This window comes from Nocardia sp. CA-107356 (assembly GCF_050946365.1).
In the GTDB taxonomy this organism is placed as follows: Bacteria; Actinomycetota; Actinomycetes; order Mycobacteriales; family Mycobacteriaceae; genus Nocardia.
Map to the genome: position 1 here is coordinate 1,022,289 of NZ_CP191992.1, position 15,657 is coordinate 1,037,945.

A 15,657-nucleotide genomic window follows, 5' to 3' on the forward strand; every position below is an offset into this window, starting at 1 on the left:
AGTTCCACCCTTCTGGTGTTACTTCTGTTGTTGCCTGTTCGGGTTTCGTTCGGGTTGTAACCAGCGGAATTCGTAGCAGACAAGCGACGGTCGCGGACCACCACGCGACGCGCGTGAGGTGCTGGAAGGACGCATCTTGGCAGTCTCCACCCAGACCAAGGCAGTTGCCGGAATCCCCGGAGCCCCGTTGCGGGTGTCTTTCGCGAAGATCCGTGAACCCTTGGAGGTGCCCGGACTTCTCGATCTACAGACGGACTCATTTGCATGGTTGATCGGTTCGCCTTCATGGCGTGAAAAGGCCGCTTTGCGCGGCGACGGCGGCCTAACAGGCGGACTCGAGGAGGTGCTCGAGGAGCTGTCGCCGATCGAGGACTTCTCCGGGTCGATGTCCCTGTCTTTCTCGGATCCTCGTTTCGAGGAGGTCAAGGCCTCCATCGACGAGTGCAAAGACAAGGACATGACCTACGCGGCGCCGCTGTTCGTCACCGCGGAGTTCATCAACAACAACACCGGTGAGATCAAGAGCCAGACGGTCTTCATGGGTGATTTCCCGATGATGACCGATAAGGGCACGTTCATCATCAACGGCACCGAGCGCGTCGTCGTTTCGCAGCTGGTGCGTTCGCCGGGTGTGTACTTCGATCACAGCGTCGACAAGGCCACGGAAAAGGATCTGCACAGTGTGCGGGTCATTCCGTCGCGTGGCGCGTGGCTGGAGTTCGATATCGATAAGCGCGACACCGTCGGTGTGCGTATCGACCGCAAGCGCCGTCAGCCGGTCACCGTGCTGCTCAAGGCGCTGGGTTGGACGAACGAGGAGATCGTCGAGCGTTTCGGCTTCTCCGAGATCATGATGTCGACCCTGGAGAAGGACAACACCGCCGGTCAGGACGAGGCGCTGCTGGACATCTACCGCAAGCTGCGTCCGGGCGAGCCGCCGACCAAGGAGTCCGCGCAGACCCTGCTGGAGAACCTGTTCTTCAAGGAGAAGCGCTACGACCTGGCGCGCGTCGGTCGCTACAAGATCAACAAGAAGCTGGGCATCCACCTCGGCGAGCCGATCACCGCATCGGTGCTCACCAAGGAAGACATCGTCAGCACGATCGAGTACCTGGTGCGCCTGCACGCCGGTGATCGTGGGATGACCGCGCCCGGCGGCGAAGAGGTGCCGGTCGAGGTCGACGACATCGACCACTTCGGCAACCGTCGCCTGCGCACCGTCGGCGAGCTGATCCAGAACCAGATCCGGGTCGGCCTGTCGCGCATGGAGCGCGTGGTTCGTGAGCGGATGACGACTCAGGACGTCGAGGCGATCACGCCGCAGACCCTGATCAACATCCGTCCCGTCGTGGCCGCGATCAAGGAGTTCTTCGGAACCTCGCAGCTGTCGCAGTTCATGGACCAGAACAACCCGCTGTCGGGTCTGACCCACAAGCGTCGCCTCTCGGCGCTGGGCCCGGGTGGTCTGTCCCGTGAGCGCGCCGGTCTGGAAGTCCGCGACGTGCACACCTCGCACTACGGCCGCATGTGCCCGATCGAGACCCCGGAAGGCCCGAACATCGGCCTGATCGGTTCGCTGTCGGTGTACGCGCGGGTCAACCCATTCGGCTTCATCGAGACGCCGTACCGCAAGGTGGTCGACGGTAAGGTCACCGATGAGGTCAAGTACCTCACCGCCGACGAAGAGGACCGCCACGTTCGTGCGCAGGCCAATTCGCCGGTCGACGTCGAGGGCCGCTTCCTCGAGGAGCGCGTGCTCTGCCGCCGCGGCAATGACGAGAACGAACTCGTCCCCGCCGACGAGGTCGACTACATGGACGTTTCGCCGCGCCAGATGGTTTCGGTCGCGACCGCGATGATTCCGTTCCTCGAGCACGACGACGCCAACCGTGCCCTCATGGGTGCGAACATGCAGCGTCAGGCCGTGCCGCTGATCCGTTCCGAGTCCCCGATCGTGGGTACCGGTATGGAGCTGCGCGCCGCCATCGACGCCGGTGACGTCGTGGTGAACGAGAAGTCCGGTGTGGTGGAAGAGGTCTCGGCCGATTACGTCACCGTGATGGCCGACGACGGCACTCGCAAGAGTTACCGGATGCGCAAGTTCGCTCGCTCGAACCAGGGCACCTGTGCGAACCAGCGGCCGATCGTGGACGAGGGTCAGCGGGTCGAGACCGGCCAGGTGCTGGCCGATGGTCCGTGCACCGAGAACGGTGAGATGGCACTGGGCAAGAACCTGCTCGTGGCGATCATGCCGTGGGAGGGCCACAACTACGAGGACGCGATCATCCTGTCGCAGCGCCTCGTGGAAGAGGATGTGCTGACCTCGATCCACATCGAAGAGCACGAGATCGACGCCCGCGACACCAAGCTCGGTGCCGAGGAGATCACCCGGGATATCCCGAACGTCTCCGACGAGGTCCTCGCGGACCTGGACGAGCGCGGCATCGTGCGCATCGGTGCGGAGGTCCGCGACGGCGACATCCTGGTCGGCAAGGTGACCCCGAAGGGTGAGACCGAGCTGACCCCCGAGGAGCGGCTGCTGCGCGCGATCTTCGGCGAGAAGGCGCGCGAAGTGCGCGACACCTCACTGAAGGTGCCGCACGGTGAGTCCGGCAAGGTCATCGGTATCCGCGTGTTCTCGCGCGAGGATGACGACGATCTGCCTCCGGGCGTCAACGAGCTGGTCCGGGTGTACGTGGCGCAGAAGCGCAAGATCCAGGACGGCGATAAGCTCGCCGGCCGCCACGGCAACAAGGGTGTTATCGGCAAGATCCTCGCGACCGAGGACATGCCGTTCATGCCCGATGGCACCCCGGTGGACATCATCCTGAACACCCACGGTGTGCCGCGTCGTATGAACATCGGCCAGATCCTGGAGACCCACCTCGGGTGGATCGGCAAGGCGGGCTGGGATGTCGGCGCCGGTGCGGACGGCTCCCGTCCGGACTGGGCCAAGGCACTGCCAGAGGAAATGCTGGCCGCGCCAGCCGATTCCAATATCGCCACTCCGGTATTCGACGGTGCCCGCGAAGAGGAACTGACCGGTCTGCTGTCCTCGACCCTGCCGAACCGCGACGGTGAGCGCATGGTCGACGACAACGGCAAGTCGACCCTGTTCGACGGCCGTTCCGGTGAGCCCTTCCCGTACCCGGTCGCGGTCGGCTACATGTACATCCTGAAGCTGCACCACTTGGTCGACGACAAGATCCACGCCCGCTCGACCGGTCCGTACTCGATGATCACCCAGCAGCCGCTCGGTGGTAAGGCGCAGTTCGGTGGTCAGCGCTTCGGTGAAATGGAGTGCTGGGCCATGCAGGCCTACGGCGCCGCCTACACGCTGCAGGAACTGCTCACCATCAAGTCCGACGACGTGGTCGGCCGCGTGAAGGTCTACGAGGCGATCGTCAAGGGCGAGAACATTCCGGAGCCGGGCATTCCGGAATCGTTCAAGGTGCTCCTCAAGGAACTCCAGTCACTGTGCCTCAACGTCGAGGTGCTGTCTTCGGACGGCGCGGCGATCGAGATGCGCGATGGCGACGACGAGGATCTGGAGCGCGCGGCCGCGAACCTGGGCATCAACCTGTCCAGGAACGAAGCCGCCACCGTCGACGATCTGGCGAACTAGGCGGTAGGCCGAATGTCGTTCCCCCGTAGCGATTGCTTGCAGGTCGCTCGAATGGACCAGAACGGCATTCGGCTCCGCGTTCCACCAACTAGTGAACTTTTGCTCGAATTCGACCCGAATAGGGGAAAGGAAGTTACGTGCTAGACGTCAACTTCTTCGATGAACTCCGGATCGGCCTTGCCACCGCCGAGGACATTCGGCAGTGGTCCTTCGGTGAGGTCAAGAAGCCGGAGACCATCAACTACCGCACGCTCAAGCCGGAGAAGGACGGCCTGTTCTGCGAGAAGATCTTCGGTCCCACCCGGGACTGGGAGTGCTACTGCGGTAAGTACAAGCGCGTCCGCTTCAAGGGCATCATCTGTGAGCGCTGTGGCGTCGAGGTGACTCGCGCCAAGGTGCGCCGTGAGCGGATGGGCCATATCGAGCTGGCCGCTCCGGTTACCCACATCTGGTACTTCAAGGGCGTGCCTTCGCGCCTCGGGTACCTGCTGGACCTGGCGCCGAAGGATCTGGAAAAGATCATCTACTTCGCCGCCTACGTCATCGTCGGCGTCGACGAGGAGCTGCGTCACAACGAGCTCTCCACGCTCGAGGCTGAGATGGAGGTCGAGAAGAAGGCCGTCGCCGATCAGCGCGACGCCGACCTGGAGGCCCGCGCCCAGAAGCTCGAGGCCGATCTGGCCGAGCTCGAGGCCGAGGGTGCCAAGTCCGATGTGCGCCGCAAGGTCAAGGACGGCGGCGAGCGCGAGATGCGTCAGCTCCGCGACCGGGCCCAGCGCGAACTGGACCGGCTCGAGGAGATCTGGACCACCTTCACGAAGCTGTCGGTCAAGCAGCTCATCGTGGACGAGGTCCTCTACCGCGAGCTGATCGACCGCTACGGCGAGTACTTCACCGGCGCTATGGGTGCGGAGTCCATCCAGAAGCTGATGGAGAACTTCGACATCGCCGCCGAGGCCGAGAACCTGCGGGAGACGATCCGCAGCGGTAAGGGCCAGAAGAAGCTCCGCGCGCTCAAGCGGCTCAAGGTCGTCGCGGCCTTCCAGACCAACGGCAACTCGCCGATGGGCATGGTGCTCAACGCTGTTCCGGTGATCCCGCCGGAGCTGCGTCCGATGGTTCAGCTCGACGGTGGCCGTTTCGCCACCTCCGACCTGAACGATCTGTACCGGCGCGTGATCAACCGCAACAACCGCCTCAAGCGACTGATCGATCTGGGTGCGCCCGAGATCATCGTCAACAATGAGAAGCGGATGCTGCAGGAGTCCGTGGACGCGCTGTTCGACAACGGCCGTCGTGGTCGTCCGGTCACCGGACCGGGTAACCGCCCGCTGAAGTCGCTGAGCGATCTGCTCAAGGGCAAGCAGGGGCGTTTCCGTCAGAACCTGCTCGGTAAGCGCGTCGACTACTCGGGCCGTTCGGTCATCGTCGTCGGTCCGCAGCTGAAGCTGCATCAGTGTGGTCTGCCCAAGCTGATGGCGCTGGAGCTGTTCAAGCCGTTCGTGATGAAGCGTCTGGTCGACCTGAACCACGCGCAGAACATCAAGTCCGCCAAGCGGATGGTCGAACGTCAGCGTCCCCAGGTGTGGGATGTCCTCGAAGAGGTCATCGCCGAGCACCCGGTGTTGCTGAACCGTGCGCCCACCCTGCACCGCCTCGGCATCCAGGCCTTCGAGCCGCAGCTCGTCGAGGGTAAGGCGATCCAGCTGCACCCGCTCGTCTGTGAGGCGTTCAACGCCGACTTCGACGGTGACCAGATGGCCGTGCACCTTCCGCTGTCCGCGGAGGCGCAGGCCGAGGCCCGCATCCTGATGCTGTCCTCGAACAACATCCTGTCGCCCGCCTCGGGTCGTCCGCTGGCCATGCCGCGTCTGGACATGGTGACCGGTCTGTACTACCTGACCCGCCTGGAAGAGGGCGCGAAGGGCGAGTACCAGGCGGCCACCAAGGACGCACCGGAGCAGGGCGTGTACTCCTCGCCCGCCGAGGCACAGATGGCGGTGGACCGCGGTGAGCTCACCGTGCGTTCGCTGATCAAGGTGCGCCTCATCCACCAGCGCCCGCCGAAGAACATCGAGGCGGAGCTGTTCCCGGAGGGCTGGAACCGCGGCGACGCGTGGATTGCCGAGACCACCCTTGGTCGCGTGCTGTTCAACGAGCTGCTCCCGGCGGACTACGCGTTCATCAACGAGCAGATGCCGAAGAAGCGTCAGGCGACGATCATCAACGATCTGGCCGAGCGCTACCCGATGATCGTGGTCGCGCAGACCGTCGACAAGCTGAAGGACGCGGGCTTCTTCTGGGCCACCCGATCCGGGGTTACGGTCTCGATGTCCGACGTGCTCGTGCCGCCGGAGAAGACCGAGATCATGGAGCGCTACGAGGTGCTCGCCGATCAGATCGAGAGGAAGTACCAGCGCGGCGCCCTGGATCATCAGGAACGCAACAACGCACTGGTCAAGATCTGGCAGGAAGCGACCGAAGAGGTCGGTACGGCGCTGCGTGCGCACTACCCGCCGGACAACCCGATCATCACGATCGTCGAGTCGGGCGCCACGGGTAACTTCACGCAGACTCGTACCCTCGCCGGCATGAAGGGTCTGGTGACGAACCCGAAGGGTGAGTTCATCCCGCGCCCGATCAAGTCCTCCTTCCGTGAGGGCCTGACCGTGCTCGAGTACTTCATCAACACCCACGGTGCCCGCAAGGGTCTGGCCGACACCGCGCTTCGTACCGCCGACTCGGGTTACCTGACCCGTCGTCTGGTGGACGTCTCGCAGGACGTGATCGTGCGCGAGCACGACTGCGCCACCGAGCGTGGCATCATCGTGACGATCGCCGACAAGCAGGCGGCCGGATCGCTGATCAGGGATGCGCACGTGGAAACCTCCGCGTACGCCCGCACACTGGCATCGGACGCGGTGGACGCCAAGGGCAATGTCGTGATCGGGAAGGGCGCCGACCTCGGCGACCCGGCCATCGAGGCGCTGCTCGACGCCGGTATCACCGAGGTGAAGGTCCGCTCCGTGCTGACCTGCACCACCGGCACCGGCGTGTGCGCGACCTGCTACGGCCGCTCCATGGCGACCGGCAAGCTGGTCGATATCGGCGAGGCCGTCGGTATCGTCGCCGCGCAGTCCATCGGTGAGCCCGGTACCCAGCTGACCATGCGTACCTTCCACCAGGGTGGTGTCGCGGGTGATGACATCACCGGCGGTCTGCCTCGTGTGCAGGAGCTCTTCGAGGCTCGTGTGCCGAAGGGCAAGGCGCCGATCGCGGAGGTCTCCGGCCGGATTCGGCTCGAGGACGACGATCGCTTCTACAAGATCACCATCATCCCGGATGACGGTGCCGAAGAGGTTGTCTACGACAAGCTCTCGAAGCGTCAGCGTCTGCGTGTCTTCAAGCACGACGACGGCTCCGAACGTCTGCTCTCCGACGGTGACCACGTCGAGGTCGGCCAGCAGTTGCTGGAAGGCGCGGCGGATCCGCACGAGGTGCTGCGTGTCATGGGCCCCCGTCAGGTGCAGATCCACCTGGTCCACGAGGTCCAGGAGGTCTACCGCTCGCAGGGTGTGTCGATCCACGACAAGCACATCGAGGTCATTGTTCGTCAGATGCTTCGTCGCGTGACGATCATCGACTCGGGTGCCACGGAGTTCCTGCCCGGCTCGCTCACCGAGCGTTCCGAGTTCGAGAACTCCAACCGTCGCGTCGTCGCCGAGGGCAACGAGCCCGCGGCGGGTCGCCCGGTGCTGATGGGTATCACGAAGGCGTCGCTGGCGACCGATTCGTGGCTGTCGGCGGCATCCTTCCAGGAGACCACTCGAGTCCTGACCGACGCGGCCATCAACTGCCGCTCGGACAAGCTCATCGGCCTCAAGGAAAACGTGATCATCGGCAAGCTGATCCCGGCCGGTACCGGCATCAACCGTTACCGCAACATCCAGGTCCAGCCGACCGAAGAGGCTCGTGCCGCGGCGTACGCGGTGCCGTCCTACGACGACACCTACTACTCGCCGGACAGCTTCGGCGCCACCACCGGTGCCGCGGTCCCGCTCGACGATTACGGTTTCAGCGACTACCGGTAATCCGGTAGTGCCGTAACAGCATTCGGCCCCCGCTCCCTTTCGGAGCGGGGGCCGTTTTGCGTTGTGCCTGCCTTCAGGTGTGATCAGGGTTGTCGAAAAGGTGGCTATCATGGTCCAATGCCGCCCGCGAGCCCGCTACCAGCCGGTGATCCGCATCGTGTGATCACCGGTCCTGACGGTGTAGTCGAGGTAATCGTGAGTCTGAGCGAATATCAGCAGCTCAAAGCCGAACGTGAGGAGTTGCGTCGACTGCGTGCGGCGCAGCGCCGGACAGCGGCCGCGGCGCAGATCCGCGAGGGCATGGCCCAGTTTGCGGCCGACCCCGCCGCATTTCGTACGTTGACTCGTGAGGAACTTCAGCGGGACGACGTCTTTGACCGCCCGTAGGGTTCTCATCGAGGTCGGGCCGCGGGCCGAGCAGCAGATTCACGAACTGCCCGAGAAACTTCGAGTTCGATTGCGCTTGGCGTTACTCGACCTGCTGGACGATCCGCTACCCCTCGCAAGGGGTGCTATCCCGTTCCGCGCCGATGGTGACGAGATTCCCGATGCCTACGAGTGGGACATCGGTGGGGTGACCGTCTTCTACAACCTGATCGAGACAGGGCCGCTGCTGATCCAGATCATCGTGCAGGTCGTCCTGATCGACGCAATCTGACTGGCTGATCTGCTCTCCCAGGAACTCGAGTGGGCGGCTAGTGGGAGGGGAAGCGGACGTGGGGGCAGGTTTTGCCTGCTATGTGGCATTTGTCTTCGAAGCCGGATGGGAGCCAGTTGCCGCTTAGCAGGAGGGGGTGGTTGGGGAACTGGGTGTGTGCTGCTAGGGCGAACATCAGGATTGCCCAAGGGCTTTGGGCTCGGAGTGCCTGTGGGGTGCCGTGTCGGTCGCGGTAACGGAACTCCAACCGATCGGGTCCGATCAGGTCGACCATATCCAGACCGGACCAGTAGATCGAGAAGGAGTGGCCGGGGTTGTGGAAGAACACCCGGCGCTGCGACACCATGGCCAGGCCGGGGCGTGCCGGTACCCAGCGTGGCTGAAGTCCGTATTCCGCGCGCCGACGACGAGATTGATTCGCGAGCGCATTGCCGATGTGGGCGGCGGCGACGAATGAGAGTGATCCGGCGGCGTAGATCGTCCTACGGGTCCAACTGCCGTCGCCGACAGCCTGCCAGACCGACCAGGCAGCGGGGCCCTCGGCCAAGCACCGCTCATCGGCTTCGAGGCGAACCCTGGTCGCCTGCGGCCGGATATGCGCCAACTGCTTCTTCATCAGGAAGTCGACGACGCCGCATGTGTAGAGCACATGATCGTCGAACCACGACCACCCGATCTGCTCAGCGATCAGCCGATCGATCTCGGCACCGGGATCGAACATCCCTTCAGCACCCCCGATCACCACCTTGGACACCTGTATCGACGGTAGCCGAAATATCCTGCGCTATCAGCCTAGGAAAGCTCAGCCCGGTGCAAGCCGCGGTGACAGCGACGGCATTCCCAATACCGGGCATTTCCGCGCGGACGGCCTCGGCCCTCTGGTGCCGATAGCGATGCGCGAAACCGTCCTGCTGCTCTGGCATGGCCCTTGACGCAGGCGCACCGTGGCATGCACTGACGGCGCGGCGAGCTCCATAGAAAGCTCATCGCTCACCGCCAACTGGCCGCTGATCGCCCGCCGATGACCGGTGCGTGGGCGGGCCAGATGTTCTCAGCGCGAACAGTTACCGCAGTTCTTCGATCCGGCGAAACTGATCAACTGGACCTGTTGGATGCCCTGGTTTCCTCTTCCGGTGTCGAGGCTCGGAATCGTCGGCCGGGGTGGGGATGAGGAATGTGAGGGTGAGTAGGAGCACGGCCAGGGGGAGGGTCCAGAGGAGGGCGTGGGGGATGGCATCGGCGGTTGTCGGTGGTGCGGGGTTTGCGGGGAGCTGGTGGCTGAGGATCCTGCCGAAGATCGCGAGGCCGAGTGACATGCCGAGGCCGCGCATGGATAGGGCGGCCGCGGTGACCGCGGCGAGATCTGGTGTAGCAGCGGTGTTCTGGGCGACGGTTACCAGGAGTTGCAAGATGGTGCCCACGCCGATGCCGAGCATGATGAGATCCAGCGCGACGACGGGATAGCTGGACTCCGCGTCGAGCAGGCCGAGCATGAGGAAACCTATGCATATCACCGCGGCTCCGATGGTCAGGAGCCAGCGGTATTTTCCGGTCCTACCGGCGAAGGCGCCGGAGAGGAAGGAGGCTGCGACGAATGCGACGACATAGGGGTTGAGCGCCAAACCCGCTGCTGTCGCGCTCATGTCGAACGCGGCGCGCAGATAGGTTGGCAGGTAGACGATCGACGCGTACATCAGCGCGCCGAGTACCAGGGTCGAGGCGAGGACTGTCCCGGTGCCGCGGTGGGTGAACAGGTGGAGCGGGAGCACCGGATCGCTGAAACGTCGTTCCCACCAGATGAATCCGCCGATCAGTACCACTACAGCGGCGGCGAGGCCGAGGATGAACCCGGCGGGATGGGAACCGCTGGACCATTCGGTGATCACCAATACGCCGATAACGGTGCCGACGAGCAGCACTGATCCGACGAGATCCAGCCGCGCGGTAGATCTGCTACGGGGCAGACGCAGCGCTGTCCCGACCAGCGCCATCGACAGGATGCCGAGCGGCACATTGACGTAGAAGATCCACCGCCAGCCCAAGGTATCGGTGATCAGCCCGCCGAGTAGTGGGCCGCTGACGGCGGCTATCGCGAAGATCGCGCCGACCGCGCCCTGCACTCGGCTGCGCAGGGCGATCGGGAACAGTTCGGCGACCGCGATGGTCGGGATCGTGAACAGTGCACCGGCTCCGATGCCCTGCAGTGTGCGGTATAGGACGAGCTCGGCGAGCGAATCGGCGATACCGCACAGCGCGGATGCGATCGTGAAAATGCCTACTGCGGTGAGGAATACGTCTCGTCGACCGAATCGGTCGCTGAGTCGCCCGTACAGGGCGCTCGTCGCGGTGGATGCGAGCACATAACAGGTCACGATCCAGCTCAGCGAGCCGACGGTGCCGAGATCGGTTGCGATATCGGGTATTGCGATGCCGACGATGGTCTGGTCGAGTACCGAAAGCAGCATGCCGAGTCCGAGACCTGTTGCGGCGAGCGGGATATGGCTGGTCCGCGGGGCGACAGTAGTCGTCGACATCGGTCACCACGCCTTCGCTGCGAACGGGTTCGGCAGACCGAAGTCCGCGCTCAGCAGGTCTTGATCGATGACCCCGGCGGCGACGGTTCCGGTTGCCGCGGCGGCGATGACGGCCGCGAAGGGGACCGGCACCGTCGCGCGCCGCGCCATATCGCCTGCCGCGTAGACGCCGGGCACGCTCGTCTGGTGGAACTCGGTGATTTCGACGGTGGCGTCCGCGAAGGTGGCGCAGCCGAGCAGGTCGGGTAGCGGAGAGCGCTGGGACCAGATGCTTTTGACGAAGGCGACCTCGCGAGCCAATTCGGGTCCGTCCTCGAAGACGAGCGCGTCGAGCGTCGTGCCCGTCGCCTCCAGTCGGGTGATGGGTTCGCAGCGGATCGCGATTCCGGCCGCCGCCAGCGCCGCCGCGGTGGTCGGCGGGATATCGGCCGGGCCGTTGGTGGCGAGCACGACATCTCTACTGAACCGACTCAAATGCAAGGCGAGTCGGATCCGGTCGGGTTCGCCGCCGATCACCGCGATCGGCCGCCCGCTGCTCTCGAATCCGTGGCAGTACGGGCAGTGGAATACGCTGCGTCCCCACAGGGCGGCGATTCCGGTGATATCCGGCAGTTGGTCGACCAAACCGCTGGCCAGCAGCAAGCGCTTCGCCTCGGCGTCGGTGCCGTCAGCGAGCCGCACGGTAAAACCAGTCGCGCATGCGGCGACCCCCGTCGCTTCGCCCTCGCGCACCTCGACGGTCGGATACGCCCTCAGCTGTTCGCGCGCGATCGCCCGAATCTCGTTGGGCGGCACACCATCTCGGGTGAAGAAATTATGGACTGCGGCGGCCGGTGCGTTACGTCCTCGGCCGGAGTCCAGCACCAGAGCGCGTCGATGCGCACGGCCCAGAGTCAGTGCGGCCGATAGTCCTGCCGGACCACCGCCGACAACGATTACCTCGAACACTTGGGTCCTCCTCGTGATGACATCGCCTTGACATCACGGACCACTCTGCATGTTAATGTCAACATGAAGTCAAGGCCCGAGATCGACCGATCGGCCGAGCTTTCCATCGGGGAGGTGGCGGCGCGCTTCGACCTCGCGACTCACGTGCTACGACACTGGGAGACGATGGGTCTGCTGCATCCGGCCGCGCGGGTGAACGGCAGGCGTAGATACACCCAGGATCATGTCGTCCGGGTCGCGATGATCATGCGCGGTAAGGCCGCGGGACTGAGCCTGGAGCAGTTGCGCGAAATGCTCGACGCGCCGGATCGCGCCGCACGCCGGACGGTACTCGAGCGCCAGCACGCGGAACTCGACCGTCGCATCGCCGAAGCACGGGCGTCGCAACGCATGATCGAGCACGCAATGGAGTGTGACGCAGCGGATTTCACACAGTGCCCGACGTTCCACCGGCTGGTCGCCGAACTGATCGGTGCGGATAGCGCATCCAGCGGCTGAATCCTGACCCCGTGATCAGCTGTTTCCCGTTGATCCGGTTGCGGGGTGGTGGGGTGCGTTGTCACCATGAGGATATGCGACGGTGGTGGGCGGCGAGCCTGGCCGGGTTGTTGGTGGCCGCTGTCGGTGCGGCATCGGCGGATGGACCGGGGCGAGGTTTCGATCTGCAGGCGCATCGGGGTGGTGCCGCGCTGGTTGTGGAGAACACCTTGGTCGCATTCGCGAATGCGTTGGAACTCGGGGTCGCCACCTTGGAATTGGATGTGCAGATCACGGCGGATGGGTTTGCGGTGGTCACCCATGATCGGGATCCGAGTCCCGATAAATGTGTCGACACCGCGCCCGCGTTTCCCGGTGATCCGCGGTTCCCGTATGTGCCTGGTACGCAGTTCATTCGAGACCTGACCTTGGCTCAGGTGCGCACAATCGATTGCGGCTCGAAACGATTGGCCGCATTTCCGGATCAGCGAACAGCGCCCGGGGCGCGAATGCCGTTGCTGTCGGAGGTATTCGATCTGGTGCGGGCGTATCGGGCCGATGACGTGAGGCTGAATATCGAAACGAAGGTGGAGGCGGGTGCCCCGGAGCAAACCGCACCGCGGGAGCAGTTCGTCCAAGTGGTCGCGGCGCAGGTGCATCAGGCGCATATCGAAGACCGGGTGACTATCCAGAGTTTCGACTGGGGCGCGCTGATGCGGATGCGGCAGGTGGCGCCGGAGTTGCCGATCGTCGCACTGACGAATGGGCAGCAATTTCTGCAGGCGGGTCAGCCGGGGGCGTCGCCGTGGTTGGGTGGTATTGATATCGATGACTTCGCGGGCACGCTGCCGGAGAAGTACGTGGCGGCCGCGGCGTCTTTCGGGGCGAATGTCCTATCGCCGGTACACGGCAGCCCGCAGGACGGCACCGTCGATGACCCCGGCTACGCGGCGTTCACGACCGCCGAACTGGTCCGCGCCGCCCACGACCGCGGTTCGACTGTGGTGCCGTGGACGGTGGACGATCGCGCCACCATGACGGCGCTGATGGATCTCGGCGTGGATGGACTGATCACCAACCGCCCGGACGTACTGCGCGCCGTCCTCGCCGAACGCGGCTATCGGCTGCCGCGGTCCTATCACCGTTAGCCCACATGGTGCGGGGCGCGGGCCCGGTTCGTACGCTGGTAACGCCTCCGGTCCGGCCGGAAATGCCGGGTCCAGCCGCTGACTTCGAGACGGGATCACTGCCATGACCGATGGGGAACAGTCCGGCGGCTACGGCTACCCGACCAACCAGCCGGGCTACGGCCCGCAGCCGGGGTACGGCTATCCGCCACCGGGGTACGGATATGCGCAGAACTCGCTGGCGCAGCCGCCTGCTCATCTGGGCTGGGCGATCGTAGCCACCATCCTCGGAACCCTGACCTGCATGGTGGGTTCCGTACTCGGCATTGTGTCGATTGCCTTCGGTGCCCAGGTGCATTCGAAGTGGCACAGCGGGGATATCGCGGGTGCGTTCGATGCGTCCAAGAAAGCGAGGGTTTGGGCGATCGCCGCCACCGTCGCCAATGTGCTCTGCGCGGTGCTCGCCGTCGGCTACCTCGTTGTCACGCTCACCAGTTCGTCGTCGTACTGACCTGTTTCCCTCCGCCGCCCCGACGAACGATGGTGGACAACCGCTCATCGCCGAGGTATGAAAATAGAACACGTTTCAGTTTCAGTGGGAGATGCGATGGACAGCGCAGCCATGGGCGATCTGGTGATGGCCGGGTTTCAGAAGCTGGGGTTTATCCAGTACACCGGGATCGAAGGGGTCGAGTTCAGCGCGGGCCGCAATGTCGTCACCATCGCGCCGAAGCCCGAACATCTCAACCACAACGGCGACTTGCACGCCGCGGTGCTGTTCGGACTGGCCGAGACGGCGGCGATGGGCGCTTCGGTCTCTGGCATCGTCGATCTGATGGGGGAGACGTTCATCGTGGCTCGCGACGGCCGGATCGAGTATCTGGCGCGGGCCAGGGGCGAGGCGGGCCCGTACCTCGCGACATCCGAGTTATCTGCTGAAACGCTCGAGCAGGTGCGCTCCGATATCGCGGCGCGGGTCGATGTCGAGTTGGCAGTGCCGGTGGACATTACCGATAGCACCGGAAAATCCGTTGCCACATCGGCTTTCACCGCGATCATCCGACCCAGGAGAAAGTGACCCGCGCTCGGTGATGGTTGGCGGGCGGCCGAGCGCGCCCTCCCCGGCCAGGTCAGTGCTCGCTGTCCAGCAGCGCCATCTGCGCGGCCGCGTAGCGCTCACCCGCGATCTGATCCACGGGCACCGCGGCCTCGATGCTGGCCAGTTCCTCGGCGCTGAGCTCGATATCCAGTGCGCCAAGGGATTCCGACCAGCGCTCGCGGGTGCGCGCCCCGAGGATCGGCACGATATCCGCGCCCCGGGTCAGCGCCCAGGCAATGGCCAACTGTGCGATCGAAATGTCCTTCGCCTCTGCGATTTTCGCGAGGGCATCGACCAATGTGAGGTTCTGGTCGAGATTTTCGCCCTGGAAGCGTGGGCTGTGTGCACGGAAGTCGGTGGGTGCGAAGCTCGCGCCGCGACGGACGGAGTCGCTCAGCAGGCCGCGCGACAGCACACCGTACGCCGTGATCCCGATGCCGAGTTCCCGTACCACGGGCAGGATTTCGGCCTCGATACCGCGCGAGATCAGCGAATATTCGATCTGCAGATCCGCGATCGGGTGCACGGCCGCGGCCCGGCGGATGGTATCCACGCCGACCTCGGACAGCCCGATGTGCCGGATGTAGCCCGCCTCGACGAGTTCGGCCATCGCGCCGATGGTCTCCTCGATCGGGACGTTCGGGTCCAAGCGCGCGGGCCGGTAGATGTCGATGTAGTCGACGCCGAGGCGCTGCAGGCTGTAGGTGAGGAAGTTGCGCAGGGCGACGGGGCGGCTGTCGGTGCCGCCCCAGGTGCCGCCCGGTCCGCGCAGCGCGCCGAACTTCACACTGAGCACGACATCCTCGCGGGGACGTTCGGCGATGGCCTTGCCGATCAGCATCTCGTTATGACCCGCGCCATAGAAGTCGCCGGTGTCGATGAGGTTGGCGCCGGAGTCCAGTGCCGCGTGGATGGTCGCGATCGATTCGGTGTCGTCGGCGGCGCCGTACATGCCGGACATGCCCATTGCGCCGAGTCCGATGCGGCTCACTGCCGGGCCGGTGTTGCCGAGCTCGGTGTCGGTGGTGATCTTCGATGTCGTCATGGGATCAAGCCTGCACCCCTATCCAGGGTTGCGGCAGAGATCGCTTATCGGGG

The 15,657-nt window shown here is 64.6% G+C and carries 12 protein-coding genes; 8 read left to right on the forward strand and 4 right to left on the reverse strand.

Going from position 1 to position 15,657, the window contains the following annotated elements; all coding sequences use genetic code 11:
* Positions 1-118: 118 nt before the first annotated feature.
* From ACQP1G_RS04915 to ACQP1G_RS04930, 4 genes are all read left to right on the forward strand, one after another.
* Positions 119-3,625, forward strand: coding sequence for a DNA-directed RNA polymerase subunit beta (locus ACQP1G_RS04915; RefSeq protein WP_433198780.1), 3,507 nt, complete (start codon positions 119-121; stop codon positions 3,623-3,625).
* A gap of 137 nt (positions 3,626-3,762) precedes the next feature.
* Positions 3,763-7,716, forward strand: a complete 3,954-nt coding sequence (locus tag ACQP1G_RS04920) for a DNA-directed RNA polymerase subunit beta' (protein ID WP_433198782.1) — start codon at positions 3,763-3,765, stop codon at positions 7,714-7,716.
* Positions 7,717-7,833: 117 nt separating this feature from the next.
* On the forward strand, positions 7,834-8,103 hold the full coding sequence (locus ACQP1G_RS04925) for a hypothetical protein (protein ID WP_433198784.1): 270 nt from the start codon (positions 7,834-7,836) through the stop codon (positions 8,101-8,103).
* Positions 8,090-8,374 (forward strand): hypothetical protein, encoded by a 285-nt coding sequence (locus tag ACQP1G_RS04930; protein ID WP_433198786.1) that lies wholly within the window; start codon positions 8,090-8,092, stop codon positions 8,372-8,374. Before ACQP1G_RS04925 ends, ACQP1G_RS04930 begins: the two co-directional genes overlap by 14 nt.
* A 37-nt stretch (positions 8,375-8,411) precedes the next feature.
* Here ACQP1G_RS04930 and ACQP1G_RS04935 read toward each other — a convergent pair whose 3' ends face one another.
* From ACQP1G_RS04935 to ACQP1G_RS04945, 3 genes are all read right to left on the reverse strand, one after another.
* Positions 8,412-9,128, reverse strand: a complete 717-nt coding sequence (locus ACQP1G_RS04935; RefSeq protein ID WP_433198788.1) for a hypothetical protein — start codon at positions 9,126-9,128, stop codon at positions 8,412-8,414.
* 310 nt (positions 9,129-9,438) lie between these two features.
* Complete coding sequence (locus tag ACQP1G_RS04940) at positions 9,439-10,908, reverse strand: MDR family MFS transporter (RefSeq protein ID WP_433198790.1); 1,470 nt, start codon at positions 10,906-10,908, stop codon at positions 9,439-9,441.
* A gap of 3 nt (positions 10,909-10,911) precedes the next feature.
* On the reverse strand, positions 10,912-11,856 hold the full coding sequence (locus tag ACQP1G_RS04945) for an NAD(P)/FAD-dependent oxidoreductase (RefSeq protein WP_433198792.1): 945 nt from the start codon (positions 11,854-11,856) through the stop codon (positions 10,912-10,914).
* Between the two features lie 63 nt (positions 11,857-11,919).
* Here ACQP1G_RS04945 and ACQP1G_RS04950 point away from each other — a divergent pair, with 63 nt between their 5' ends.
* The 4 genes from ACQP1G_RS04950 to ACQP1G_RS04965 all read left to right on the forward strand — a co-directional run bounded on the left by ACQP1G_RS04950 (position 11,920) and on the right by ACQP1G_RS04965 (position 14,538).
* A complete protein-coding gene (locus ACQP1G_RS04950) occupies positions 11,920-12,354 on the forward strand; it encodes a MerR family transcriptional regulator (protein WP_433198794.1) in 435 nt (144 codons plus the stop codon).
* A gap of 74 nt (positions 12,355-12,428) precedes the next feature.
* The gene (locus ACQP1G_RS04955; RefSeq protein WP_433198796.1) at positions 12,429-13,481 is read left to right on the forward strand and encodes a glycerophosphodiester phosphodiesterase family protein; all 1,053 of its coding nucleotides are present in this window, start codon (positions 12,429-12,431) and stop codon (positions 13,479-13,481) included.
* A 103-nt stretch (positions 13,482-13,584) separates the two neighbouring features.
* A complete protein-coding gene (locus tag ACQP1G_RS04960; protein WP_433198798.1) occupies positions 13,585-13,971 on the forward strand; it encodes a CD225/dispanin family protein in 387 nt (128 codons plus the stop codon).
* A gap of 111 nt (positions 13,972-14,082) precedes the next feature.
* Entirely contained in the window at positions 14,083-14,538 is a 456-nt protein-coding gene (locus tag ACQP1G_RS04965; protein ID WP_433198800.1) for a PaaI family thioesterase, read from the forward strand.
* 52 nt (positions 14,539-14,590) lie between these two features.
* On the opposite strand, the gene ACQP1G_RS04970 is transcribed toward ACQP1G_RS04965, so the two are convergent.
* The gene (locus ACQP1G_RS04970) at positions 14,591-15,604 is read right to left on the reverse strand and encodes an aldo/keto reductase (RefSeq protein ID WP_433198802.1); all 1,014 of its coding nucleotides are present in this window, start codon (positions 15,602-15,604) and stop codon (positions 14,591-14,593) included.
* Between the last annotated feature and the right edge of the window lie 53 nt (positions 15,605-15,657).